The organism is Collinsella sp. TF12-2AT (assembly GCF_003436735.1).
Taxonomy (GTDB): domain Bacteria; phylum Actinomycetota; class Coriobacteriia; order Coriobacteriales; family Coriobacteriaceae; genus Collinsella.
On sequence record NZ_QSQK01000005.1, the window covers coordinates 1 to 25,365 of the forward strand.

A 25,365-nucleotide genomic window follows, 5' to 3' on the forward strand; every position below is an offset into this window, starting at 1 on the left:
GCCGCCAGCGTTCATCCTGAGCCAGGATCGAACTCTCCGTCCAAAATATCTGGGCTTCGAGCCCGTCCGGTCCTCTCAGTTCATCGCTGATCGGTTCCGTTCGATTCATATGGTTTTAGTATAGGAAAAGGAATTTCTCGGGGCCGCCTCTCGGCGGCCTTGCGAAAAACAAATCCAAGTTAGACCATTTCAAATGGTTCGATGTCTGCCCGGATGCGACACTGAATGTGTCCATCCTCGCAGTATCCGGTTCTCAAGGTGCACGCCTGGCGGCTGATCCGGTCCGACCGGGCCGCGCGGCAAGGAGATATATTGCCAGACCGGAGGGGCGCCGGGGGCGGGAATCTGGGCGTACACATTTCCTACACAATTTGGGATCCGACTAACGTTTGCCAGCCGTTAACTACCGCTCACCGAGCATCTCTTTATATAAGGCAGTCTCATGGTTAAAGCGGATACGTTCCCCTAGCTAAAGCACAGCCAGCATCGAGCAACTCATCACGTTCTTCCACCGAGAACCCCTCGGCGTAGACGCGCACCACTGGTTCGGTCCCGCTAGGACGGACCAGCAGCCACGTGTCATCCTCGAATGCTAAACGCAAGCCATCCATATGACTAACGTTTTGCGGCACCTTGCCACAAATCGACTTGGGGTTTACGCCCGGCAGCAGGGTTCGTAACGTTTCGGCATCTTCGGCCTCAAGGCGCAAATCGCGTCGACCGTAACTCGTCTTACCAAAACTGTCCTCGAGTTGGTCGACCAGAACGCCCAAAGGCGCGTCCGTCTTTGCCATAAGCTCACACAGAATCAGACAGGCGAGGATTCCATCGCGCTCGGGCATATGCGCGGCGATGCCGATACCACCGGCTTCCTCGCCGCCTATGAGGACGCCACCCTTCTTCATCTCTGCCGCTATATATTTGAAACCGACTGGTTTGACGGTCACGCGGCAGCCAAGCGCCTCGGCAATGCGACGCACGAGCGTCGAGCACGAAAGATTGACGACGACGCGTCCCTCCAAATTACGAAATTGAACCAAGTCGCCCAAAACGAGCGCCATGATCTGATGCGGATGTATATATCTGCCGCGCTCGTCAACCGCGCCGATACGGTCGGCGTCGCCGTCGGTCACCAGGCCAGCGCAAGCTCCGTCCTCGATAACCGTATGCTCGCAAGCGTCCACCCACGGCTCAACGGGGTCGGGGCAGATATCTTCTTGGTCAGGCGCCTGCCCGGCGTGAATCTCGTGCACCTCAACGCCAAGCTCGCGCAGCAAGTCGGCTAGATAGCCCTGGGCTGCGCCGCCCATGGGGTCAACAACCACGCGCAGGTGCGCGGCGCGGATGGCTTCGGCATCGACAAACGATGCCACCGCTTGCATATAGTCAGGAATGATATCCGCGGTGCGATATTGCCCCTCGATCCCCATTGGCTCGGGAGCCATGGTCTCTTCGAGCTCTTCGATGACATCCTGGTTGGCGGTCGAGCCGTCACCCATGCGAATCTTGAGACACAGATAACCCTGCGGATGATGGGACCCCGTCACCATGAGCGCGCCGCACGCCTCACCGTCATAAGCCGCCGCCCACGTAAGGGCAGGGGTCGGAACAGGTCGCGAAGCGAGCACGGCGTCTAGCCCGTGCGCTGCTAGCACACCCGCCGCAAGCTCAGCGAACTCGCGCGCCAGGGGCCGAGTGTCGAACCCTATATATACCGTTTTGCCCGGATTGGTCTTTTGCCACAACTCGCCGACGGCATCGGCGATACGGGCAACGTTATCGGCAGTGAAGTCCTCATCGACGCGAGCGCGCCAACCGTCAGTTCCAAAATGAATTATCGCGCACACGCGCAGACACCTCACAGTGTTTGGATCATGGTACGCATGAGGTATACCCGCGATACACGCTCGGCAACCTGCCGGCACCAGCATTCACCATTTGGGCAAATGCTGCCGAGGACATGCAGGCAATAAAAAAACCGCCCCGTATGGAGCGGTTTTGCCCTTTATATATCGAGCGCCTCGGCCATCGCTGCCGTAGTGATTGCCGTGGTTCCACAGCAGCTGCCCACCATTGCGGCACCGGCATGTCTCCATTCGATGCATGCGCGCGCGAAAGCTTCGGGGTTCTCGTGCCATACGGGGCCATCCTGAGTCTGGACCGGATCGCCCACGTTGGGACGCACCGTGACGGGAGTAGTCGCCGATGCAACCATCCTGGGCACCGCCGCGTTCGCGGCCGCAAGCGAACAGCAATTAACACCAACCGAGTTTGCGCCGTGTTTTTCGGCGTACAAAACGGCTGCCTCGATGTTGAGGCCATCGCCCAACAGGTCGCCCTTATCGTCAACGACAAAACTCACCAGAACAGGCATGCCGTCGGCGGCATCTCGGGCGCCGGCAAGCATGGGCTGCAAATTACGGATAGACGTCACCGTCTCGATCAGCAGACCGTCAACACCAGCATTGAGCAAGGCGTGCGCCTGTTCGCGCGCAATGCCTCGGATCTCACGAAACTCGGCCGAGTCCTCGGCAAACCACTCAATACCGATCGGACCCATCGAGCCCAGCAGCAGCTGAGGGTGCGCCTGGCGGGCATCGTCGACGGCCCCGCGATTGACCTCCGCCACGGACGGCGCAATCTGGTCGTGCTTGAGGGCATAGCTTGATGCCTGAAAGGTATTGGTAATGAGTACCTGCGCGCCGGCGGCGACATACAAGCGATGGATACGAGAAACGGTCTGCGGCTCTGCCAGATTCCAAAACGCCGGTGGAATATCGGCGGCGTCGTACTCACTCAACAGAACACTGCCCATGGGGCCCTGCGCCAACAAGGTCTCGCTCGACAAGCGGCGCGTAAGTTCCTCGGCACCAAAGCGATTGTAATAACTCGTATCCATATATATCCCGCTATTCCTCGACGCTGATTCCCTGCTTTTCGAGATAGGCGAGCCAGCGGTTCATCGTGTCCTCGGATAGCGCATGCTCCATCATGCAGGCCTCGGAATCGGCTCGCTCAAATTCGACACCGAGCTCCTGAACCAAAAACGTGCGGACGAGGCGATGACGGTACCAGATAGCCGTGCCAACCTCGCGGCCGCGATCGGTCAGGACTACCTTGCCGTAGTGCGATTGCTCGACAAGCTCGGATGCCTTGAGCGCCGAAACCGCTTTATTGACCGATGCCTTGGAGACGCCAAGGCGCTGCGCGATGTCGACCGATCGCACGCCGTTGGTTTCCCCCTCTTCGCTTTCAATGCGAACCATGCACTCCAAGTAGTCTTCGTTCGCCACCGTCAGATGTAGTTCGCGCGAGCTATTTGTCGTATCCATGATCTTCCGTCCCTTCTGCATTCAATGGCTGATTCTACCCCATCCAAGCGTCGCGGTATGCCGTGGCATACCGTGCTAGAGTTCTTGTTGCACACGACGACCAAGATTGGAGCGGTCTTTATGGAAAACACCACCACGAACCCCGATGTCCTCGAGCGCTTTTTGCGCTACGTCCAGATCAACACGCAGTCCGAGGATGCAAACTGCGACCAGGTACCCTCGAGCGTCGTTCAGTTTGACCTTGCCAACGTGCTGGCTGAAGAGCTGCGCGAGCTTGGTGCGGAAGATGCCCACGTGACCGAGCATGCCTATGTCTGCGCGCACATCCCCGCAAGTGCGGGCGCTGAGGACAAGCCCGCCCTTGGCCTGATCGCCCATCTCGACACCACCGAAGTTGCACCGGGCGCCGGCGTGAAGCCGCACATCGTACACTACGAAGGCGGCGACCTGGTCTGCGGCACGGTTGACGGTAAGCCCGTTGCCATGAGTACCGCCAAGCTTCCCGCCCTGAACGACCTCGCGGGTGAGGACCTGGTCTGCAGCGATGGCACCACGCTGCTGGGCGCGGACGACAAGGCAGGCGTCGCCGAGATCATGTCGCTTGTCGCGCGTATCGCTCAGGACCCCTCTCTGCCCCATCCCGCACTCGGCATTTGCTTCTGCCCTGACGAGGAGATCGGTCACGGAGCCGAGCTGTTGGATATCGATACCTTTGGCTGCAAGTACGCCTACACGGTCGACGGCGGCCCCATCGGCGAGCTGGAGTGGGAGTGCTTTAACGCCGCCGAGGCGACCATCCGCTTTGAGGGCCAGTCCATCCACCCGGGCGACGCCAAGGGCCGTATGGTCAACGCAGGCAATCTGTTCTGCGACTTCAACGCGTTGCTCCCCTACGTGCAGCGCCCGGAGTATACGGAAGGCTACGAGGGCTTTTATCACCTTGAGGGTGTATCTGCGACCGTCGATCACGCCACGGCGCGCTATATCGTCCGTGATCACGATGCCGCCAAGTTCCAGCAGAAACTCGACCTTATTGATGCCGCCGCCTCGATGCTCAACCAGCGTCTGGGTGAGGAGCGCGTGACGGTCGAGATTAAGCAGCAGTATCGAAATATGGCCGAGATCGTTCGTGACTATCCCGAGCTTATTGATGTTGCCAAGGAAGCCTACCTTGCCTGCGGCGTTGAGCCCCAAGTGCTGCCGATTCGTGGCGGCACCGACGGCGCGCAGCTGTCGTTCCGCGGTCTGCCCTGCCCCAACCTTTCCACCGGCGGCTATTGCTACCACGGCGTCAACGAATTCGTCCCGGTCAGTTCGCTCGTCAAGATGACCGACGTCCTGCAGGAGCTCGTCGCCCGTTTCGCATAAGCCTGGCTGCATAAGCCCAAAAGACGAACCGCCCCGTCCTCAACCGAGAACGGGGCGATTTTTTGCTGCAATGAGAACAGGTTGACGCACGCCAGCCTCTTAACGCAAGGAGTGTCCCAAACTGCCGGCACAAAAGGAACGTCCCCAAGTGCCAAGTGCATCAAGAGTGTCCCCTTTGACCAGTCGTTTAAGAACGTCCCCAATGACTAACGTCGCAGGTTGAGGACGGGCAGCGAGCGGGTCGCATTTGAGACAAGGTGACGTGAAACGAAAGGGCGCTGACCTTCTGGTCGCGCCCTTGAAGTTGAACGTCAGATTGTCCAAATGCGGCCCGCGCAGCGTCAAGCGGTTACGCGGTTTGGTAAAACCGCGTAACCCTAGTAGTTGGCCTCGTAGCCGTTGCCGTCGCCGGTGGGCTCTTCGTAGTAGTCCGAATCGCTCGAATCGCTTGAGCCATCGGAATCGTCAGAGCTGACCGATGAGGTTGCGGTACCGTTTGCGTAATCGTCAGACGTGTTGTTGTTCAGGTCGCCGATCGTAGAGCTGGAACCGTCGGAAAGACCCATGGTGTTGGGACCCTTGGGATCCTTGCCAGCATCGACGCGCTCCATCATTTCCTTGAGCTCGTCCTCGTAGACAAAGACGTAGCTCACACCGTCGATCATGGTGCTGTCGTCGGCGTACGAGGGCAGGTTGGCCGAGTAGATACCGTCGACATCCATACCGCGCATGGCGTTGACCGTAGCCACGATATCCTGAACGCTCATATCGGTTACGAGCATATCGGACAGCGAATTAACCAGGCCAAAGATCTTCGTGGCATCGAAGTTATTGAGAATCTGGTTGGCAAGGGCGCCAAGCACCTGACGCTGGTGGCGCATGCGCGTGTAATCGCCGTCGGCATAGGTGTAGCGGCAGCGGGCATAGGTAAGGGCGGTGGCACCGTCCATATGCTGCTGGCCAGCGGTAATCTTAATATCCAGGTGCTCGGGGTCGTCAACATCATCGGTTGCGTTAATGTCGATACCGCCAACCGAATCAATCAGCGCCTGCATACCGTCGAAGCTGACCTCGGCATAGTGGGAAATCTGAACACCGCACAGCTCGTTGACCGCCTCGACCATGGCCTCGGCGCCGCCAACGGTATGGCAGGCGTTGATCTTCATGGTCTCGCCCTTGTACTCGACCTTGGTGTCGCGCGGAACGGAAATGAGCGTCGCCTGCTTTTGCGTGGGGTCGATGCGTGCCAGGATAATCGAGTCGGCACGATACGTATCCTCGCCCGGACGGCCGTCGGTACCAAGAAGCAGCACGTAGAACGGATCCTTTGCCTCATCGGTGTCAACCAGAACCCGACGCAGATTGTCGGTAATGACATTAGAATCGCCGAGCTTGCCCATAATGGTGGCAAACCACAGGCCGGCAGCGGTAGTGGCACTCAACAGCACGCCAAGCACGACAATGAGCGCGACGTGACGAATCGTGTGGCTACGACGACGTTGGCGAGCGCGCTCGGAATAGCGAGCCACGTTATCGCGACTGTAGATCTTGGCCTGCGCACCAGTTGAGGGTCTTCGGGTGGTGGTATCTGCGAGGGGCTTTTTATTAAACATAGGCAACCTGTATTAGTAGATGACGGGATCGGGGACGGTAGCATGCTCGACATGCGCGCCGAGCGCCTGCAGCTTTTCGACAAACTGCTCGTAGCCGCGCTTGATGTGATGGATAGCCGAAACCTCGGTCGTCCCGTCGGCGATCAAGCCCGCTACGACGAGGGCCGCTCCGCCGCGCAGATCGGGCGAGGTAACCTGTGCACCCGAGAAGCCCTTGACGCCATGAATCATGGCATGATGGCTCTCGATACGAATGTCGGCACCCATGCGCACCAGCTCAGAGGCAAACATAAAGCGATTCTCGAAGATGTTCTCGGTAATAACGGAACTGCCGTCGGCAAGGGCGGAGAGCACCATAATCTGCGCCTGCATGTCGGTCGGGAAACCGGGGAACGGAAGCGTCTGGATGTCGACCGGCTTGATACGCTCGGCACGGTTCACATGGACGCCATCCTCGACGCGCTCGCAGTCGATACCCATGAGCTCCATCTTCTTGAGCACCATGCCCAAATGAATGGGGCAAAAGCCCGTGACATCGACACCGCGATCGTCCGCCATCAACGCACCGGCGACGATAAAGGTACCGGCCTCGATGCGGTCGCCCACCACGCGATGGATAACGGGATGGAGCTCTTCCACGCCTTCGATAGTCACGACGGGCGTACCGGCGCCAACAATCTTGGCGCCCATCTCGTTGAGCATGTTAGCGAGATCGACGATCTCGGGCTCGCGGGCGGCATTGTCGATAACCGTGGTGCCCTGTGCGCGCACAGAGGCCATGATGAGATTCTCGGTCGCACCGACGCTGGCGAACTCGAGCGTGACGGTGGTACCGCGCAGACCTTGGGGCGCATTAGCGTTGATGTAACCGTGGGCGGTATCGAACTCAACGCCCAGGGCCTCAAGACCAAGAATGTGCATATCGATCTTACGAGCACCCAGGTTGCAGCCGCCCGGCATGGCAATTTTGGCGCGATGGAAGCGGCCCAGCAGGGGCCCCATGACGGCGGTGGAAGCGCGCATCTTGGCAACGAGCTCGTAGGGGGCCTCCCATGAATCGACCTGAGAGGTATCAATCTCGAGCGTGTGCTCGTCGAGAACATCGATCGTAGCGCCCATGCCCTTGAGCACCTTGCCCATCACGTGGACATCGGAAATATCGGGCACGTTCTGCAGCGTCGTCTTGCCCGGCGCCAGAAGCGTTGCCGCCATGAGTTTGAGCGCGGAGTTCTTGGCGCCCGAGACGGGCACGGAGCCTCCGATGGCGTGGCCACCCTCAACGCGGATAATATCCAAGGTCTACCCTTTCAAAAAGCATGCCCGGGGTGGCTGGGCCATCCCGGGCATGATGTGTTCGCAAATGGTCGAACGCTAAATCGTTTGACTATTGGGCAAGCTTGAGCTTACACCATGCGATTTCATTATAGAGGTAGGCGCGGCGTGCATCATCCTCCGACAAATTACCCAGCTTCTCTTCAAAACCTTGAATATCAGCTTTAAGCTTGTCGGCATCGACGGTCGCCAAATCGCAAGCGCGCTCGGCGAGAACGGTCACGACATCGTCCGCAACCTGGGCATAGCCGCCGGCCACGGCAAACGTGTGGTCGACAGTGCCCATGGCCTTATCGGAAACGCGAACGTAACCGCGGTCGATCGTGCAGATCTCGCTGGAGTGAGCAGGCAGGACGCCAAACTCGCCATCCGTGGACGGAATCGACACAAACGCAGCGTCGCCCTCATAGGCGCAGCTCACGGGGCACACGATGCGGATACGCATAACCTACTTCTCCCCCATCTTGCGGGCGCGCTCGCGCACGTCCTCAATCGTGGAAGCATAGCGGAAAGCCTGCTCGGGCAGGTCATCGGCCTTGCCGTCGACAATCTCGGCGAAAGAGCGGACGGTATCCTCGACGCGGACGTAGACACCGGGGTTGCCGGTGAACTTCTCGGCGACGTGGAAGGACTGCGAGAGGAACTGCTGAATCTTACGGGCACGGTTGACCGTAAGGCGCTGCTCCTCGGACAGCTCGTCCATGCCCAGAATGGCGATGATGTCCTGAAGGTCGGAGTACTCCTGCAGGAGCTCCTGGACCTTGACGGCGACACGGTAGTGCTCCTCGCCGACGATCGAGGGATCGAGAGCGTCGGAGGAAGATGCGAGCGGGTCGATAGCCGGGAACAGGCCAAGCGACGAAATGCTACGCGAAAGAACCGTGGTGGCGTCGAGGTGCGTAAACGTCGTGGCAGGCGCCGGGTCGGTCAGGTCGTCTGCGGGGACGTAGACAGCCTGGACGGAGGTAATGGAGCCCGTCTTGGTCGAGGTAATACGCTCCTGGAGGTCGCCCATCTCGGTTGCCAGCGTGGGCTGGTAACCAACGGCGGACGGCATACGGCCCAGCAGTGCGGAAACCTCGGAACCTGCCTGGGAGAAGCGGAAGATGTTGTCGATGAACAGCAGAACGTCCTGGCCGCGATCGCGGAAGTACTCAGCGGTGGTAAGGCCGGCCAGACCGATGCGCAGACGCGCTCCGGGCGGCTCGTTCATCTGACCATAGACCAAGCAGGTCTTGTCGATAACGCCAGACTCGCTCATCTCGAGGAACAGGTCGGTGCCCTCGCGGGTACGCTCGCCGACGCCGGTGAACACCGAGGTGCCGCCGTGCTCCTGGGCGAGGTTGTTGATGAGCTCCTGAATCAGAACGGTCTTGCCGACGCCGGCGCCGCCGAACAGGCCCGTCTTGCCGCCACGGATGTAGGGCTCGAGCAGGTCAACAGCTTTGATGCCGGTCTCGAAGATCTCGGTCTTGGTGGTGAGCTCGTCAAAGCGGGGCGCTGCATGGTGGATGGGGTAGAACTCCTCCACCTCAGGCATGGGCTTGCCGTCGACAGGCTTGCCCATGACGTTCCAAATGCGGCCGAGCGTCTTGGGGCCAACGGGCATCTTCATGGGCTCACCGGTATCGGTGGCGATGAGGCCGCGCTGCAGGCCGTCGGTCGAGGACATGGCGACCGTGCGGACGACGCCGCCCGGAAGCTGGCTCTCGACCTCGAGGATCGTGCTCAGATGACCGATCGGGGTCTCGGCCTCGACCGTGAGCGCGTTGTAGATCGGGGGCACCGCGCCGTCAAACTTGACGTCGACGACAGGGCCGATGATTCGCACGATGCGACCATCACCGGCAGTCGTCTTCTTGGTGGCTTCCTCGACCGCAAGCTTTACGGTGTTATTAGCCATTACTGTTCCTCCAATGCTGAGGCTCCGCCGACGATCTCGTTAATCTCGGTCGTGATCGAAGCCTGGCGCACGCGACTATACGTGCGGGTAAGGGTCGAGATGATCGCGGTGGCGTTTTCCGTCGCGGAGTGCATGGCCTTGCGGCGTGCACCCTGCTCGGCAGCCGCCGAATCAATCAGGGCCTGGTAGATGACCGTCAGGATATAAGACGGCACAAGCTTGCCGAGAACATGCTCGGGAGAGGGCACGAACTCGAACGTGGACGAGATGCGCTTAGGGGCGTCGGTCTCGTTCTTACGCGGACCGTGGGCCATAGCGATCATCTCGGGGTCGAGCGGCAACAGATGCTCGACGCGAAGCTCCTGATCCACGCGGTTCTTGGCGTGGTGGTAGACAAGCTCGACACGGTCAAGCTCACCGGCACGATACGCATCGCAGATATGAGAGGAGATCATGCGGGCCTGATTGAAATCGGGCTCAGAGGAGTTGCCCTCAAAGTGCATGACAACGTTTGCGCGGTCACGGAAATACGTGGCCGGCTTACGCCCGCACGCGATGATCTCGCACTCGATGCCATCGTTCGCCCAAGAAGCGGCGAGCTTTTCGGCCGTGCGCTCCACCGTCGTATTGAAACCGCCGGCAAGGCCGCGGTCCGAAGCAATGACGACAATCAGGCCACGCTTAACGCTCTCATGCTTCTGCAGCATGGGATCGGTGCCCGAACAGGAGGCGTCGCCGGCGACCGTCAACATGACGTCGGTCAGCGCCTCCTTATAGGGCTCGGCCTGCTTGGAGCGATCGAGGGCACGACGGATCTTGGCCGTAGAGACCATCTCCATCGTGCGCGTGATCTGCTTGGTCGTGGTAACCGAGGAGATTCGCTTCTTAATGTCGCGAAGGTTGGCCATGGGGCTTAGTTCTCCTCTGATCCAGAAACATCCGAATGGTGCTTGGCCATGAACTGCTGCTTGAAGTCGCCGATAACGCGCAAGAGCTCAGCCTTGGTGTCATCATCGATCTTCTTGGCGCGAACCTTGTCGAGCAGCGAACCAAAGCCATTGTCCATGTACTCGATGAGCTCGGCACGGAAGGGCAGCACGTCGGCGATCTCCAGGTCATCCAGGAAGCCCTCGTTGCCAGCGAACAGCGTAACGATCTGCTCGCCAACCTCAAACGGCTTGTAACGCGGCTGCTTCAGGAGCTCGGTCATGCGAGCACCATGGGTCAGCTGCTTCTGAGTAGCCTCGTCGAGGTCGGAGCCGAACTGCGTAAAGCCAGCGAGCTCCTGATAGGAAGCGAGGTCCAGACGGAGGTTGCCGGCGACCTGCTTCATGGCCTTGGTCTGCGCATCGCCACCGACGCGGGACACGGAGATGCCCACATCGACTGCCGGGCGCTGACCCTGGAAGAAGAGCTCGGACTGCAGGTAGATCTGACCATCGGTAATGGAAATGACGTTGGTCGGAATGTAGGCCGAGACGTCGCCGTCCTGGGTCTCGATGATCGGCAGTGCCGTCATGGAGCCGTAACCGTTCTTCTTGGACATCTTGACGGCACGCTCGAGCAGACGAGAGTGCAGGTAGAAGATGTCGCCAGGATAGGCCTCGCGTCCGGGCGGACGATGCAGCGTCAGCGACATCTGACGGTAGGCCACAGCCTGCTTGGACAGGTCGTCGTAGATGACGAGCACGTGGCCGCCGGGGTTGGTCTCGCTGGCGGGCTTGCCGTCCTCGCCGTTGTACATGAAGAACTCGCCGATAGCGGCACCGGCCATAGGCGCGATGTACTGCATAGGGGCGGAATCGGCAGCGGTGGCCGAAACGATGATGGTGTAGTCGAGCGCACCGTGCTGAGCGAGGGTCTCGCGGATGTTGGCAACCGTGGAGGCCTTCTGGCCGATGGCGACATAGATGCAGACCATGCCCTTGCCGCGCTGGTTGAGGATAGCGTCGATGGCGATGGCGGTCTTACCGGTCTTACGGTCGCCGATGATGAGCTCACGCTGACCGCGGCCAATAGGCACCATGGAGTCGATAGCGAGCAGACCGGTCTGAACCGGCTCGCACACCGGGGTACGATCGATGACGCCGGGAGCCTTGAACTCGATGGGGCGACGGTGCGTGGCGACGATGTCGCCCAGGCCGTCGATGGGCTGGCCGAGCGGATTGACGACGCGGCCGAGCATGGCACGGCTCACGGGGATATCCATAATGCGGCCAGTGGTGCGGCACTCGTCGCCTTCCTTGATGGAGTCGACGGCACCGAACAGAACGGCGCCGACCTCGTCACGGTCAAGGTTCTGGGCAAGGCCGAAGACGGTCTCACCGGTATCGGAGCTCTTGAACTCCAGAAGCTCGCCTGCCATGGCGCTCTTGAGGCCGGAGACGCGCGCGATGCCGTCGCCTACCTCGTCGACCGTTGAAACCTCATGCGTATCGACCGTCGCGGAGAGGCTCGTGAGCTGCTCCTGCAGTTTCTTGGCGATATCCTGGGCATTGAGGGTTTCGGACATTAGGCTTCACCTCCGTACGAATTAGCAGAGTTTGCGAGGGTCTCCTGCGCGATGCGCAGCTGCGTCTTGACGGAAATGTCACGACGCTCGCCGCGGGCCTCGAGCACCAGGCCGCCCACGATAGACGGGTCAACCTGCTCGATAAGGAATACCTTGCGGCCGAAGTCCTGCTCGCATTTCTTAGTGATGGTTTGACGCAGCTCGTCGTCGAGCGGGATCGCCGTGGTGACGGTCACGCCCACTACATCCTCGTCTTCCTCGGCAACATACTTAAAGGCAGCTGCCACCTTGGGAAGAAGGTCGAGCTGGTCGCGCTTGGACATGGTGTCGAGCACGGCGATGATCTCGGGGCTGGCAGAAGCCAAGCGCTCGATCATCTCGAGGTCCTCGAACACATGGTTCTCGGCCTTAGCGGCTTCCAGAAGGGAGCGCGCGTAGGTCTCGAGCACCTTGTCCTGATAGCGGCTAGTCGGCATTCAGGCTACCTGCTTCCTGGATGTAGCGCTCGATGAGCTTCTTCTGCTCGGCATCGTCCTCGAGTGCCTCGCCCACGATCTTGGTGGCGACGGCAACGGACAGGTCGGCGATGGAGCTCGCGGCACCGGCGTAAATGGACTTGCGCTCGTCCTCGACGGTCGTATGGGCCTTGGCGATGATCTCCTCGGCCTCCTTGTGAGCAGCCTCGATGATACGGGCGCGCTCGGACTCGGCGTCCTTACGGGCCTCGAGAACGATGTCGGCAGCCTGACGACGAGCGTCGGTGACGATCGAGTCGGACTCAGCGCGCTTGGCGATAGCCTCCTGCTTGGTCTTCTCGGCCTCGTCGAGGCTCTCCTCGATCTTCTTGCCGCGCTCCTCCATGGTTTTCATGATGCCCGGCAGGGCGACCTTGGCCAGCACGATCCAGATAATCAGGAAGGCGATAAGCGCCGGGATGAACTCCGCCATCTTAGGGATGAGGATGTCCGCACCGGCAGCGCCGTCCTCGGCGAACGCGGAAACCGGCATGAGCAGCGCGGCCGCGGACGCGGAGAGTGCGATCGCGCTCTTCTGGGATGAAAGATTCATACTTGACGCTCCGTGCTATTTAACGATCAGCGCGACAACGAAGCCGATCAGAGCCAGAGCCTCGCCGAAGGCGGAGCCCATAATGAAGACGGTGAACACGCGGCCCTGGACCTCAGGCTGACGGGCCATAGCACCCGTAGCACCCAGAGCAGACAGGCCGATAGCAAGACCAGCGCCGATAACACCGAGACCGTAACCGATAACTCCCACGATTCCTCCTTTGTCGTGCGTGTCTTATTTCACGCAGGATAACCTTTTTATAACTGCCGGGCTCCATGGGTACGGGCACCGGCGGTTTAACGAATTACCTTACCTTTAAGGCGCGAACGGAAGACTACTCCTCCTCCGCGACCTCCTCTGCCTCGGAGACATACACGGCGGTAAGGACCGTGAAGACGTAAGCCTGGATGGCGCCGACCACAAGCTCGATCGCATAGATCAGGATGAGGATGGCAAGCCAGGCAAGCGAAGGCAGGGCGCCGACGGCGTGGGCCGCGGAAACCTGCTGAAGCAGCGGCTGCATGAACATGCTCGCCATGATGGCGAACGAGCCCATGACCACGTGTCCTGCGAACATGTTGCAGAACAGACGGACGGCGAGCGTGATGAGGCGCAGGAAGGTCGAGAAAAGCTCGACGACCCACACGAGCACGTTCATCGGGAAGCTCACGCCCTGCGGGGCGAGGCTCTTGATGTAGCCGATCACGCCGTGAGCCTTGCATCCGTAGTAGATGAAGTACACGAAGGCGAAAATGGCGAGCGCGGCGGTGGAGCCGATTGCGCCGGTGCCGGGCTTCATTCCCGGGATCAGGCCGATCATGTTATTGATCAGGATGAACAGGAAAAGCGAGCACAGGAACGGGAAGTGCTTCTTCCAGTTCTCACCCACGACACCCTTGCCGATATCGTTCTCGACGTACTCGATGATGTACTCGAAACCGTTGACGAAGAAGCCCTTGGGAACCAGGGTCTGCTTCTTCTTGAACACGGCCAGGACGATCAGGAGCACGATCGTGGAGACGATCAGCCAAAACGAGTACTGCGTGATGCCGCAGCTCAGATCGCCCACGACAGGGGTGGAGCTGAACTCGCTGACCAGATGATTAATCTCATCAGGCAGCTTTTCAAAAATTTCCACGACTTACCTTTCGACCTCATGAGGATCTCGCAGCGCCTTGGCGACACGAACCGCGCAGGCGGCCATAAAGGCCACGAAGCCAATCGCCTCGCCCAGGAGGAACATGCGAAATGCCTCTCCGAACAACACAAACACAACCAAGGTAAAGACGAGCAGGGCGATTGCCGAGACCGCCAGACTCACCATACCCTTGAGCATGTCCGCATTCTGTTTATCGTCAAGAACCGGCTTGAGCGTAAAGACAAAGGGAAGGAAGGCAATTGCGCCCGCGATGGCGCCTGCAACGATAGCGAGCAGATCGGCTATCTGAAACACTGGCGTCCTCACTTTCCTTTTTAACGCTTCACAGAACAGTTCCCGCCAAACATTGGTGACTATTGTACGAGCCAATCGCTAAAGTACAACCGAAAAAGCATCGGTTAATACGCACCTGTTCGTTTTCTTAAGACCTTCTTTATGCCGCAGGTACGGTAATACGTTTTTCTCGAACCCTGCAGGGCAAAACGTCCGTTAACAGGAGTGCGCGCGGTCGCCTTTTGTTCGTCCGCGCGCACCGTTTCTTCGTATTTGCAGCCGCGGCCGTTTAGCCCAGCGACTAGAGCGTGCCGTAGATGCGGTCGCCGGCGTCGCCGAGGCCGGGAACGATGTAGGCAGCCTCGTTGAGATGGTCGTCGATGGCGCAGGTATAGATATGTACATCGGGATCCTTCTCGGTCAGCGACTTGAGGCCCTCGGGGGCCGCGACGATGCACAGCATGCGGATGTCCTTGACACCGCGCCCGCGCAGGTAGCTGATGGCCATCTCGGCCGAACCGCCCGTGGCGAGCATGGGGTCGACGACCAGGCAGATGCGCTGGTCGATATCCTTGGGCATCTTGCAGTAATACTCGTGCGGCTCGTGGGTGACCTCGTCGCGCTCCATGCCGATGTGGCCCACGCGAGCGGAGGGCACCAGGTCGAGGATGCCGTCGACCATGCCAAGGCCCGCACGCAGGATGGGCACGATGGCGAGTTTCTTGCCGGCGAGCTGCTTAAACGTTGCGGTGGTGATAGGGGTCTCGACCTCGACGTCTTCCATAGGCAGGTCGCGCATGGCCTCGTAGCCGTCAAAAAGCGCGAGTTCGCGCACGAGCTGGCGGAACTGGTTGGTGCCGGTGTTTTTGTCGCGCAGGATCGACAGCTTGTGCTGGACGAGCGGGTGATCGACAAGCGTCACACGGGACGCGTCGTAGGTGACGGTCATGGGTTGATTGCCCCTTTCGTTGCGGCCGCAAAACGGCCTAGCTGACAAGGCGCGCAGCAATGTTGCCGCCGCACGCCATGCATAAGTTTAGCGGTTTGTTGTATCGAGCGGCCCATCGCAGCCCTACTGTGCGGTACTGAGCGAGCGCCTGACTGCGTCACACCAGCCCGCAAGGTTTTGCTCGCGACGCTCGGCAGACATGTGGGGAAGGAAGGTCCTAACGATCTGGGCATTTTGCTCCAGCTCTTCTAGGTCTTCCCAATAGCCGACGGCAAGACCCGCCAAGTACGCGGCACCGATTGCCGTGGTCTCCACCGTCTCGCATTGCAGCACGGGGATATCCAGCAGGTCGGCCTGGAATTGCATGATGAACTCGTTGCGCGAGGCACCGCCATCGACAGACAGGCGCTCGATCGAAAGCCCCACGTCCTGCTCCATGGCGCGCAGCACGTCGTAGCTCTGATATGCCATGGATTCGCAGGCGGCACGTACGATGGTCGCACGGCTCGAGGCGCCGGTCAGACCGCACACGATACCGCGGGCATGCGGGTCCCACCAGGGAGCGCCCAAACCCGCAAAGGCGGGAACGAAGTAGCAGCCCTCGTTGTCGTTAATCGAAGCGGCAAGTTGTGCCGACTCGCTCACGCTCGAGATGATGCCCATGTTGTTGCGAAGCCAGTTCATGGTGGAGCCGGCGGCAAAGATAGAACCCTCGAGCGCATAGCTGATTTTGCCGTCCGCGGCGATACCGATCGTGGAGACCAGACCGTTCTTGGATTCGACGATCTCGTCGCCGGTGTTCATGAGCATAAAGCAACCCGTGCCATAGGTGTTTTTGGTCTGGCCGGGACGGAAGCAGCAGTGGCCGAACAGCGACGCCTGCTGATCGCCCACCACGCCCATGATGGGTGGCATGTTGGTCATGATGTCGCTCGCGACGCGACCGTAGTCGCCCGAACTCCAGCGAACCTCGGGCATCATGGAACGCGGGACGTCGAAAAGCGCCAGCAGATCGTCGTCCCAATCGAGCGCATGGATATTAAAAAGCGCGGTGCGGCTGGCATTGGTGTAGTCGGTAGCAAAGACCTGACCGCCGGTGAGATTGTAGATGAGCCACGTGTCGATGGTGCCGAACATAAGGTCGCCCGCCGCGGCGCTCTCGCGCGCGCCGTCGACGTTATCGAGAATCCACTGCACCTTGGAGGCCGAGAAATACGGGTCGAGCGTAAGCCCCGTGCGGGAGCGCACCAGCTCTTCTGCGCCCTGCTCGACCAGCTCGTCGATCAGAGGTGCGGTGCGACGGCATTGCCACACGATGGCGTTATAGATGGGTTGGCCGCTTATGCGGTCCCACACCACCGTGGTCTCGCGCTGGTTGGAGATACCGATGGCGGCAATGCGGTCAGAATGGATGCCGCTCTTAAACTGGACCTCCATCATGACCGCGATCTGGCTGGCAAGCACCGCCATGGGGTCTTGCTCCACCCAGCCAGGGCGCGGGAAGCTGGTTTTGACGCTGCGACGTGCCTGCGCGACGATGCATCCGTACTCGTCGACGATGGTCGCAAGTACCGAGGTGGTGCCGCAGTCGAGCGCCATGATGTAGGAACCGCCAAAGTTAAACGAGGCATCTTCCATGCCCAGGCTGCCCAGATTCAACGACATCGCTTACACCTTTCTATTGCATCGGGCCAGACAGGACCCGCTCGATCTCTGATGCGGGAAGTGCGCCTTGGCGCAGGATCTGGAGCCCGCCGTGCTGGAACGACACGATGGTCGAAGCGTCGCGACACGGGGTCTCACCGGCGTCGACGGCAACATCGACTCCCTCCAGGATGCGCTCCTCCACCGTGGCAAAACTTGCCGGCGCGGGCGCGCCATGCGTGTTGGCGCTGGTGCAGGCAAGAGGGCTGCCGCAGGCGCGGATGAGCGCTTGCACCACGGGCGAGGCCGAAGCGCGAAGCGCCACCGTGTCGTCGGCGGCGCGCATAAAGGTCGGCACGCAGGGGGCCGCCTTGACCACGATAGTCAGGGCGCCCGGCCAGCATCGTCGGGCGAGCACGCGGGCCTCGTTAGGGATATCCACGCCATAGCGATCGAGCGCCTCGGCATCATCGACCAGCCAGGCAACCGTTTGGGTGAGCTCGCGCTGCTTGAGGGTAAAGATACGACGATAGCCGGTACCGACCGCGGGGACCGCGGCGCCGTTGACGGTGGCCTGCGGATCGCGCGGCCACGATGGGAATTCGCTTGTATCTTGAGACACGGCGTCCGAAAAGGCGTTAACTGCCACAGCGACACCATAGACGGTCTCGGTCGGGATCAGGGCCAGACCGCCACAGCCGAGCACCTCGGCCGTACGCTCGACTGCAAGCCGATGCGGCTCCCGCGCTCCCTCGTATACCCGATAGACCGTCTGCATGTGTATGCCAGCCCCTTACGCTCTGGTGCAAGTTTGTTTACTGTGGGGCATTCTCGCACGAAACGTTCAATCTATTTGCCCAGAGCGCATGTTGGTTTGGTGAGCGGCTCTAGTAGTCGGTGAAAGTGAGGGGGTTATTGGACGGCCACGAACTTCTTTGGTCTTCCGGCGTGGCGTTCTTGGGCGGCGTAGCGCTCGATGCTGTCTATCGTTATCATCCGACGGCCGTCGACGAGTTCAACATCGAGCTTTCCGGCTTTGACCAGCGCGGTAATCCGCGGAGCGGAGACTTTGAGGTCCAGCGCTGCGTCTTTAAATGTTCGGCACGCCGCTTCCCGAGCGTCCTCGTGGTCGATTTCGACTGAAAGGGCCACGACCTCGGCCGAGCGTTCGTACCCTGCCGGAGTCAAACCGTTGTTGAGGTCGTCGGCCAAAAACGCCATCAGTGCCTCGGTGGCATGGGCAATCGCTTCTTCGCGCGTATCGCCATCGGCAAAGGCGCCGGGAATCTGCGGGAAGCTAGCGCAGTAACCATCGTCTTCTTTTATGAGAACGCAGTCATAGGTAAATCGCTGCCTCATTTTGCCTCCAACTACCATCCAGCTTGGCGACGAATACTTGCCCACGTGCCCTTCTTTGGTCGATCACCACCAGAGCCGTTCACGGTGACAACGCGGTCACCAGAAACATACTTAGCATGACTACCGACTTGCGCGACCTTCACGAATCCATCGTGCTTGAGTAGGGCAATGATTTCCCGAAAGGTAGGAGGTTGCATGGGCCGACCTCTTTCAGCCGTCCTAATTATAAACTACTTTATAATTTTTGCTAACCAGTTAATAAATATTACTGGCGTTGCTTGGGCTCGGTGACGATGGCTCGGACAATGCGGGGGCGATCGGTGAGGTCGTGGACGATACGCACGTCCGAAAGGCCTGCTTGACGACAGAGCTCGGCCGCGGCGTCGAGCGCGCCCTCGTAGAGCTCGCAGGCAAACAGGCCGCCGGCACGCAGCATGTAGGGCGCCGCGTTGAGCAGGCGGCGGAAGATATCGAGACCGTCGGCACCGCCCTCGAGCGCCAGATCGGGCTCAAAGTCCTTGACCTCATGCGGCAGCGAGCGCATGACGTCGGTCGGGATGTAAGGTGGGTTGGAGACGAGCACATCAAAGGTGCCCCACTCTTCGCGGGGAATGGAACTCACCAGGTTTGTGAGGCTGAAGGCGACCTCGTCGGACGTGAGGCCAAGCGCATCGCGGTTTTTGGTAGCAAGGTCGATGGCGCGCGGCTCGATATCGGTAGCAGTGCAGGTGACGTGGCCGCGACGCTCCCAGGCGATCGAGAGCGAGATACAGCCCGTGCCGCAGCCGACCTCGAGAACGCGGGCAGTGCGGGGCTCGGCTGGGGCAGGCGCAGCGGCATCCTGAGCTGAAACCGTCTCCTGGTCGGCGCCCTCGATGGCGATGTCGTATTCGTCGAGCTCGGGCTCGGCGGCTTTTGCGGCTTCGGCTTCTGCTGCTTGCGCGGCGGCTTCCTCGGCCTCGCGATCGGCAAGCTCCTCGGCATAGGCGCGGCTACCGAGCACGTCGCTACCCAGCGCAGCCTCATCGGCGGCCGTCAGGTTGGCAGCACGGCGCTCGGCGGTCGCGCGTTCGTCGGCCAGCGCCGCCTCAGCTTTGCGGGCCTGCTCGACCTCATCGTTCCAAGGCAGCTCAACACGCTGGCGGGCAGCGGCCTCGGGGCTCAGCACCTCGGTATCCAGATAGTTCAGGACTTCTTCGACGAGCATCTCGGTCTCGGGGCGCGGGATGAGCACGCCGGGGGCGCACGCGACGTCGATCATGCGAAACTGCGTGCTGCCCGTGATGTACTGCAGCGGCTCGCCTTTGGCGCGACGAACGACGGCCGCGTGCATGGTCTCGAGCTGGGCTGCGTTAAGCGTCTCGTCCATGCGCATATACAAGTCGATACGCGCCAGGCCCGTGGCCGCGCACAGCAGCCACTCGGCAGAAAGACGGGGATGCTCCTCGCCGCGCTCGGCCAGGTACTCCTTGGTCCACTCGAGACAACGCTTGATGGTCCAAATCTCGTTTGCCATGGGGCCCTCCCCTCTTAAGCGCCGGACGGCGCGCGAATGTCGGAGCAGATTGTAAGCGAGGCCAGCGCTTGGCAAGGGGCGATTAAAGGCGATTATCGAGAATCAGCCCAGAATTTTGCTTGGAGCCTGCCTAGAGTGTTCATTCGTCGACGTCTAAATCTGCATCCGTCAAGCTTTTGGCAAGGTTGCCCCAAAACTGACCAATATCTAACCAAGAACTTGCCACATCGCTTGACGCACGACCCATCAAAAATCGCTCCGCGACTTCTTGAACGATATTTTGAGCAATATTTTCGATAGCGGACTTATGCCGTCAATTACCTTAAGCAGGTAAGCAGCTCAAATGACATCACAGCCGACTGAATAAAATATCAAGGCAATGTCACCAATGACTCCCTACGGATCATTTGACAACCAAGGAAACGCCAATGATTTGGCAATGTCAGCGAGCGACGTCCAGAGCGAACAAGTTGGCATGAAAAAGGCAAGGCATAGACCTTCTGGTCATGCCTTGCCTTTTGAATGACAAATTGTCGCTCTGGACGGCGCGCAGCGTCGGCTGGTCCGCCGTTCGGTAGAACGGCGGAACTTAGACTGCCTGTGCCAGCTTCTCGGCTCGCTCGGCGGCGGCGAGCGCCTCGATGACGGTGCCGAGCTGGTCGCCCAGAAGGACGCCGTTGTAGGTGGAGTTGAAGCCGATGCGGTGATCGGTCACGCGGTCCTGGGGCTGGTTGTAGGTACGGATCTTCTCGGAACGGTTGCCGTGGCCGATCTGGCTCTGGCGCTCGGCACCGAGCTCTGCCTGCTGCTTCTCGAGCTCCATCTCGTACAGACGGGCGCGCAGCATCTGCATGCAGACTTCGCGGTTCTGGATCTGGGAGCGCTGTTCCTGCGACTGCACCACGGTGTTGGTGGGCAGGTGGGTGATGCGCACGGCGGAATAAGTGGTGTTAACGCACTGACCGCCAGGACCGGAGGCGCAGTAGGTGTCGATACGCAGGTCGGACTGGTTGATCTGGACGTCGATCTCCTCGGCCTCGGGAAGTACGGCGACGGTCGCCGTGGAGGTCTGGATACGGCCCTGGGACTCGGTCTTGGGAACGCGCTGGACGCGGTGCACGCCGGACTCGAACTTCATGACGGAGTAGACGCGGTCGCCCTCGACCTTGAACTCGATGGACTTAAAGCCGCCGGCCTCGCTGGGGCTGGAGTCGAGCACGGTGGTCTTCCAGCCGCGCGACTCGCAGAAGCGCTGATACATCTTGTACAGATCGCCGGCAAAGATGGCCGCCTCGTCGCCACCGGCGGCGGAGCGAATCTCGACGATGGTGTTCTTGTCGTCGTTGGGGTCGCTCGGGATGAGCATGTACTTAATGTCTTCCTCGAGCTGGGGAAGCTTGGCCTCGTTTTCGGAGATGTCCATCTGGAGCATCTCCTTCTCATCGGCATCGGTCGTATCGTGGAGCATTTCCTTGGCGGCCTCGATGTCATCGAGCGCGCCGATGTACTCGCGCGAGGCAGCGATGAGGTCGGACTGGTGCGCGTACTCCTTGTTGAGACGCGTGAACTCCTTGATATCGGAGGCGACGGCCGGGTCGGAAAGCTTTTTCTCGAGCTCCTCGTAGGCCTTGATGATCTTTTCGAGCTTGTCGCGCATGACGGGACTCCTTTATATGCGTGAAGGTGAAAATCGGCAGAATTGATGGGGCGCACGGCGCCATTGCGGGGGTAAGTCCAGCTAGAGCATGTCGATCTTCAGATACATGCGCATCCCTTCGCGTACGGGGTACATAGTTGCGGTCTAACCCATACATGATAGCGTGCGCAGGCAAACCTGCATATAACCCGCACGGAATCCGACAAAGGGAGAGTCCCTTTGTCGGATTCTAGAGCGTATGGAGCAGGGCGATGAGGAAGCGTACACCCTGGAGGTAGGCGCGGCGGGTGATGCGCTCGTTGGTGCCGTGGACGCCGCGGTCGCACTCGTCATCGTCGACCACAAACGCCGAAAAACGAATGCATTCGGAGCAAATGTGCTGGTAGTTGGCAGCATCGGTCGCGCCGATCACGGTCGAGGGAACAATCGCCAACGGCTCGGATGATCCGTTTTCCTCCGTCCCCTTTGGATCGCGGAAATAGCGGGCGGCGATGGAGCGAACCGCCTCGAGGCCGGGACCACCGATGCGCGGGGACGGCGAGGGCTCGGAGCTGCCGGGGCCCAGCTCCACTTCGACACGACCGGCAAGGTCCGCCCCGGCAACCGCCTCACGGCAGCGCGCCACAACGTCGGCCACGCTCGTGCCCTCGAGCATGCGGAAGTTAATGTTGGCCCACATATCCTGCGGCATTACGTTGGCGCCGGCGCTGCCTCCCTCGATCTGCGTGGGCGCGCAGGTGGTCGTCACCAGCGGATAGAGCTTTTTGCTGGCGAGGCACTCGCGCACGATGGCATCCCCGTTGGCGGCAATCTCATCCGCCGTGTAGAGCCCCAGCTCGACAAGCTGCGCGGCAAGCAGATCGGTCACGCGCGTCGGCCACTCGATATCGCAGATTGCGGTGATGGCACGGCTCAACACCTCGAGCGACGTGCCGCCGTAGGGGTTGGAAGAATGCCCACCCGCGCTCTTTGTCTTGAGCACAATGTCGGCATAACCCTTCTCAGCCAGGTCGGCGTGCATGAGCCAACCCTCGCCCGCGTTGTACTCGGCAGCCGAAACAATACGGTAGTCGCCCTCGTCGATCAGATATTCAAGTTCAACACCGCGCTCCTCGAGCACGCGGCCGATAGCTCCAGCGCCGTACTGCGTGGTTTCCTCGTCCTGGCCAAAGGCGAGCAACAGCGAACGCTTGTGCTCCCAGCCGTGCGCCAACGCATACTCAACCGCCTCGAGAATGCCTGCGACCTGATCCTTCATGTCGATAGCGCCGCGACCCCAAATGTAGGTGTCGTCCACCTGTCCGCTAAAGGGGGCGTGCGTCCAGTCGGCCTCGGTACCCGGCACCACGGGGACCACGTCCATGTGGCCCATGAGCATGACGGGTTTGAGGGCGGAGTCGGAACCGCCAAGCGTCACCAACAGCGAGTGGTCGATAAGCTCGACCTCGCCCGCCGCAAACACGCGCGGCCAGGCCTGCTGCATATAGGCGCGCAGGTCGTCGAAGGGCTGCCAGTCCACCGCCTCGGCATCCATACTCGAAATGGTCGGAAACGACAGCACACGGCCCAGGCGCTCGCATGCGCCGGCCTTGTCCAAATCGGCAAAATCATCCTCATGCGCAAAAAAGCGCCAAACCTCGGCCATGACATCCTTTCGATTGTGACGACAAGGGCCGCCCCACCGGAGCGGCCCTGCCACGTAAGCGTTTGCAGTCGGTTATTTATCCTCGAGATAACGCGAGAGGAACTCGCGGGTGCGCTGGTGTTTGGGGTTGCCGAAGAGCTCGGCCGGTGCAGCATCCTCGAGCACCACGCCCTTGTCCATAAAGACCACGCGGTCGGACACCGTGCGGGCAAAGGCCATCTCGTGCGTGACGACGACCATGGTCATGCCGTCGGCAGCGAGCTTGCGCATGACCTCGAGCACCTCGCCCACGATCTCGGGGTCGAGTGCGGAGGTCGGCTCGTCGAACAGCATGATCTGCGGGTTCATGCATAGAGCACGAGCGATGGCCACGCGCTGCTTTTGACCACCGGACAGGCGACCCACGGCGGCGTGCGCGAATTTTTCGAGTCCCACACTCGTCAGATGCTCCATCGCAATTTTTTCAGCCTCGGCCTTGCTCATCTTTTTGAGCGTGACGGGCGCGAGCGTGCAGTTGTCGAGCACGTCCATATTGTTGAACAGGTTGAAGCCCTGGAACACCATGCCGATGTCCTCGCGCAGCTTATTGATATTGCAGCGCTCGGCAGTAAGGTCCTGACCGTGGAACCAGATATGACCGGCATCCGGAGTCTCGAGCAGGTTAAGGCAGCGCAGAAACGTCGACTTGCCCGAGCCCGAGGCGCCGATGATGGTGACGACCTCGCCGGGGCTAACGGCCAGGTCGATGCCCTTGAGTACCTCGAGTGAGCCAAAGCTCTTGCGCAGGCCCTCGACGCGGATAAGCGGCTCTTGGTTTTGCACGGCTGCCGCAGTGCCGGTAGTGGCGGTATCTGCCATGATGATTCTCCTCGTCTTAAGCCTAGTTAGAGCTGGGCAGCGTGGCAGGAGCCTCGGCGCCGAGCTTTTTGCCAAAGGCCTCGAGCAGGCGGCTCGCCACGAGCGTCAGGATCAGGTAGACCACGAGCGCCACGCAGTAGACCTCCATCTGGCGGTAGTACACGCCGGCGACGGTGGTGGTGGCATACATGAGGTCGAACACGCCGATGACCGAGAGCACCGACGAATCCTTGATGTTAATGATGAGCTCGTTGGTGAGCGCCGGAATCGCGTTTTTAATGCCCTGGGGGAACACGACCTTGCGCATAGCCTGCCACTGCGAAAGCCCCAGCGAGCGCGCTGCCTCGGCCTGGCCGGGATCGATGGACTCGATGCCGCCGCGCAGGACCTCCATCATGTAGGCGGTGGAGTTGAGCGAGATGGTGACGAGGCCGGCGGTGAAGGTACTCCAAATCTGGTTGGCCTGGGCAGTCTCGAAGCCCATGCCGCGCAAAACGGTGAAGCCCGCGTAATAGATGAGCAGGCCCTGGACCATCATGGGCGTGCCGCGCACGATGGTGGAGTAGACGGTCGCAAAGCCGCGGCCGATGCTCTTAAAGAAGCGCACCAGGTCGTTGTCTACGCGGTCGAAGGTCTGAATACGCAGGAACACAAAGAGCAGCGCCAGGAAGAATGCGATGACGGTGCCGAAGGTGGCAAGCGCGATGGTGATCTCGATGCCACGGATGAAGAAGTCGCCGCTCTTGTAGGTCATGTAGACCAAGCTCGACAAAAAGTCGCTGGGGTTGGAATCCGAGACAATGCTCACCTGCACCAGATCGATAAACGACATGACGCAGCGGTCGACAAAGAAGATCGCCGCGATGACGACCACGACATAGCTGCCCAGGCGCGCGCCGCGACGGAAACGCTCGGATGCAAACGGTGACTTTTCGCGATAGTCGCTCCAGTGCATAACCTTGGTGACGAGCGCTGCCGCCGACACGACGATCCAGGCCCAAAGAATCGCCCAAAGGCAATCCTGGAAGATGCCGGTGGGCGCCAAAAAGCTCAGCGGCGTGGGGTTGCGCTGGCTAAATGCCAAGCCGAGCGCCGCGATAACGCTCGTGCCCAGGTACACATAACGGTGGTCGGCCTTGATAAAGGAGGCCAGACGATTGATGCCTTTCATGCTGCC

General features: G+C 60.4%; 25 protein-coding genes. 1 reads left to right on the top strand and 24 read right to left on the bottom strand.

Features of this window, described 5'->3' with window-relative positions; genetic code table 11:
• Window positions 1-446 precede the first annotated feature (446 nt).
• The 3 genes from DXD24_RS04530 to DXD24_RS04540 all read right to left on the bottom strand — a co-directional run bounded on the left by DXD24_RS04530 (window position 447) and on the right by DXD24_RS04540 (window position 3,332).
• Window positions 447-1,847 carry a phosphoglucomutase/phosphomannomutase family protein gene (locus tag DXD24_RS04530; protein ID WP_117630036.1) on the bottom strand — a complete coding sequence of 467 codons (1,401 nt, stop codon included), beginning with the start codon at window positions 1,845-1,847 and terminating at the stop codon, window positions 447-449.
• A gap of 158 nt (window positions 1,848-2,005) precedes the next feature.
• Window positions 2,006-2,899 carry a homocysteine S-methyltransferase family protein gene (locus DXD24_RS04535; protein ID WP_055252635.1) on the bottom strand — a complete coding sequence of 298 codons (894 nt, stop codon included), beginning with the start codon at window positions 2,897-2,899 and terminating at the stop codon, window positions 2,006-2,008.
• A 10-nt stretch (window positions 2,900-2,909) separates the two neighbouring features.
• Window positions 2,910-3,332: a metal-dependent transcriptional regulator gene (locus DXD24_RS04540; RefSeq protein WP_089573098.1), complete on the bottom strand. Its 423-nt coding sequence runs from the start codon at window positions 3,330-3,332 to the stop codon at window positions 2,910-2,912.
• Window positions 3,333-3,452: 120 nt separating this feature from the next.
• On the opposite strand from DXD24_RS04540, the gene pepT reads away from it, so the two are divergent.
• On the top strand, window positions 3,453-4,700 hold the full coding sequence (gene pepT / locus DXD24_RS04545) for a peptidase T (RefSeq protein ID WP_089573099.1): 1,248 nt from the start codon (window positions 3,453-3,455) through the stop codon (window positions 4,698-4,700).
• Window positions 4,701-5,077: 377 nt separating this feature from the next.
• Here pepT and DXD24_RS04550 read toward each other — a convergent pair whose 3' ends face one another.
• From DXD24_RS04550 to DXD24_RS04650, 21 genes are all read right to left on the bottom strand, one after another.
• The gene (locus DXD24_RS04550; protein ID WP_117646261.1) at window positions 5,078-6,313 is read right to left on the bottom strand and encodes an LCP family protein; all 1,236 of its coding nucleotides are present in this window, start codon (window positions 6,311-6,313) and stop codon (window positions 5,078-5,080) included.
• A gap of 12 nt (window positions 6,314-6,325) precedes the next feature.
• Window positions 6,326-7,609: a UDP-N-acetylglucosamine 1-carboxyvinyltransferase gene (gene murA, locus DXD24_RS04555; RefSeq protein WP_089573101.1), complete on the bottom strand. Its 1,284-nt coding sequence runs from the start codon at window positions 7,607-7,609 to the stop codon at window positions 6,326-6,328.
• 88 nt (window positions 7,610-7,697) lie between these two features.
• Window positions 7,698-8,090, bottom strand: coding sequence for an ATP synthase F1 subunit epsilon (gene atpC, locus DXD24_RS04560; protein WP_006235718.1), 393 nt, complete (start codon window positions 8,088-8,090; stop codon window positions 7,698-7,700).
• Window positions 8,091-8,093: 3 nt separating this feature from the next.
• A complete protein-coding gene (gene atpD / locus DXD24_RS04565; RefSeq protein ID WP_006235717.1) occupies window positions 8,094-9,548 on the bottom strand; it encodes a F0F1 ATP synthase subunit beta in 1,455 nt (484 codons plus the stop codon).
• Window positions 9,548-10,456 (bottom strand): ATP synthase F1 subunit gamma, encoded by a 909-nt coding sequence (gene atpG / locus DXD24_RS04570; protein WP_089573102.1) that lies wholly within the window; start codon window positions 10,454-10,456, stop codon window positions 9,548-9,550. Before atpG ends, atpD begins: the two co-directional genes overlap by 1 nt.
• 5 nt (window positions 10,457-10,461) lie before the next feature.
• Entirely contained in the window at window positions 10,462-12,060 is a 1,599-nt protein-coding gene (atpA, locus tag DXD24_RS04575) for a F0F1 ATP synthase subunit alpha (RefSeq protein WP_035138794.1), read from the bottom strand.
• Window positions 12,060-12,536, bottom strand: a complete 477-nt coding sequence (locus tag DXD24_RS04580; RefSeq protein WP_006235713.1) for a FoF1 ATP synthase subunit delta — start codon at window positions 12,534-12,536, stop codon at window positions 12,060-12,062. Before DXD24_RS04580 ends, atpA begins: the two co-directional genes overlap by 1 nt.
• Window positions 12,526-13,128: a F0F1 ATP synthase subunit B gene (atpF, locus tag DXD24_RS04585; protein WP_006235712.1), complete on the bottom strand. Its 603-nt coding sequence runs from the start codon at window positions 13,126-13,128 to the stop codon at window positions 12,526-12,528. Before atpF ends, DXD24_RS04580 begins: the two co-directional genes overlap by 11 nt.
• A 15-nt stretch (window positions 13,129-13,143) precedes the next feature.
• Window positions 13,144-13,338, bottom strand: coding sequence for an ATP synthase subunit C (locus DXD24_RS04590; RefSeq protein ID WP_022094262.1), 195 nt, complete (start codon window positions 13,336-13,338; stop codon window positions 13,144-13,146).
• A gap of 124 nt (window positions 13,339-13,462) precedes the next feature.
• Entirely contained in the window at window positions 13,463-14,266 is an 804-nt protein-coding gene (gene atpB / locus DXD24_RS04595) for a F0F1 ATP synthase subunit A (protein WP_022094263.1), read from the bottom strand.
• A gap of 3 nt (window positions 14,267-14,269) precedes the next feature.
• Entirely contained in the window at window positions 14,270-14,581 is a 312-nt protein-coding gene (locus DXD24_RS04600; protein WP_035138788.1) for a hypothetical protein, read from the bottom strand.
• 280 nt (window positions 14,582-14,861) lie between these two features.
• Window positions 14,862-15,509 (bottom strand): uracil phosphoribosyltransferase, encoded by a 648-nt coding sequence (gene upp, locus DXD24_RS04605; RefSeq protein ID WP_035138786.1) that lies wholly within the window; start codon window positions 15,507-15,509, stop codon window positions 14,862-14,864.
• A gap of 123 nt (window positions 15,510-15,632) precedes the next feature.
• Window positions 15,633-17,174 (bottom strand): glycerol kinase GlpK, encoded by a 1,542-nt coding sequence (gene glpK / locus DXD24_RS04610; RefSeq protein WP_117646262.1) that lies wholly within the window; start codon window positions 17,172-17,174, stop codon window positions 15,633-15,635.
• Window positions 17,175-17,187: 13 nt separating this feature from the next.
• On the bottom strand, window positions 17,188-17,931 hold the full coding sequence (locus DXD24_RS04615) for an L-threonylcarbamoyladenylate synthase (RefSeq protein ID WP_117646263.1): 744 nt from the start codon (window positions 17,929-17,931) through the stop codon (window positions 17,188-17,190).
• A gap of 134 nt (window positions 17,932-18,065) precedes the next feature.
• On the bottom strand, window positions 18,066-18,557 hold the full coding sequence (locus tag DXD24_RS04620; RefSeq protein WP_128620077.1) for a type II toxin-antitoxin system HicB family antitoxin: 492 nt from the start codon (window positions 18,555-18,557) through the stop codon (window positions 18,066-18,068).
• Entirely contained in the window at window positions 18,524-18,709 is a 186-nt protein-coding gene (locus tag DXD24_RS10325; protein WP_089573106.1) for a type II toxin-antitoxin system HicA family toxin, read from the bottom strand. The genes DXD24_RS04620 and DXD24_RS10325 overlap by 34 nt, the downstream gene beginning before the upstream one ends.
• A gap of 68 nt (window positions 18,710-18,777) precedes the next feature.
• On the bottom strand, window positions 18,778-20,028 hold the full coding sequence (locus DXD24_RS04630; protein ID WP_117646264.1) for a HemK/PrmC family methyltransferase: 1,251 nt from the start codon (window positions 20,026-20,028) through the stop codon (window positions 18,778-18,780).
• A gap of 589 nt (window positions 20,029-20,617) precedes the next feature.
• On the bottom strand, window positions 20,618-21,685 hold the full coding sequence (prfA, locus tag DXD24_RS04635) for a peptide chain release factor 1 (RefSeq protein WP_055252487.1): 1,068 nt from the start codon (window positions 21,683-21,685) through the stop codon (window positions 20,618-20,620).
• Window positions 21,686-21,914: 229 nt separating this feature from the next.
• On the bottom strand, window positions 21,915-23,330 hold the full coding sequence (locus DXD24_RS04640) for a M20/M25/M40 family metallo-hydrolase (RefSeq protein WP_117646265.1): 1,416 nt from the start codon (window positions 23,328-23,330) through the stop codon (window positions 21,915-21,917).
• Window positions 23,331-23,402: 72 nt separating this feature from the next.
• Window positions 23,403-24,188: an amino acid ABC transporter ATP-binding protein gene (locus DXD24_RS04645; RefSeq protein WP_117646266.1), complete on the bottom strand. Its 786-nt coding sequence runs from the start codon at window positions 24,186-24,188 to the stop codon at window positions 23,403-23,405.
• 22 nt (window positions 24,189-24,210) lie between these two features.
• Window positions 24,211-25,359 carry an amino acid ABC transporter permease gene (locus DXD24_RS04650; protein ID WP_117640969.1) on the bottom strand — a complete coding sequence of 383 codons (1,149 nt, stop codon included), beginning with the start codon at window positions 25,357-25,359 and terminating at the stop codon, window positions 24,211-24,213.
• Window positions 25,360-25,365: the final 6 nt, after the last annotated feature.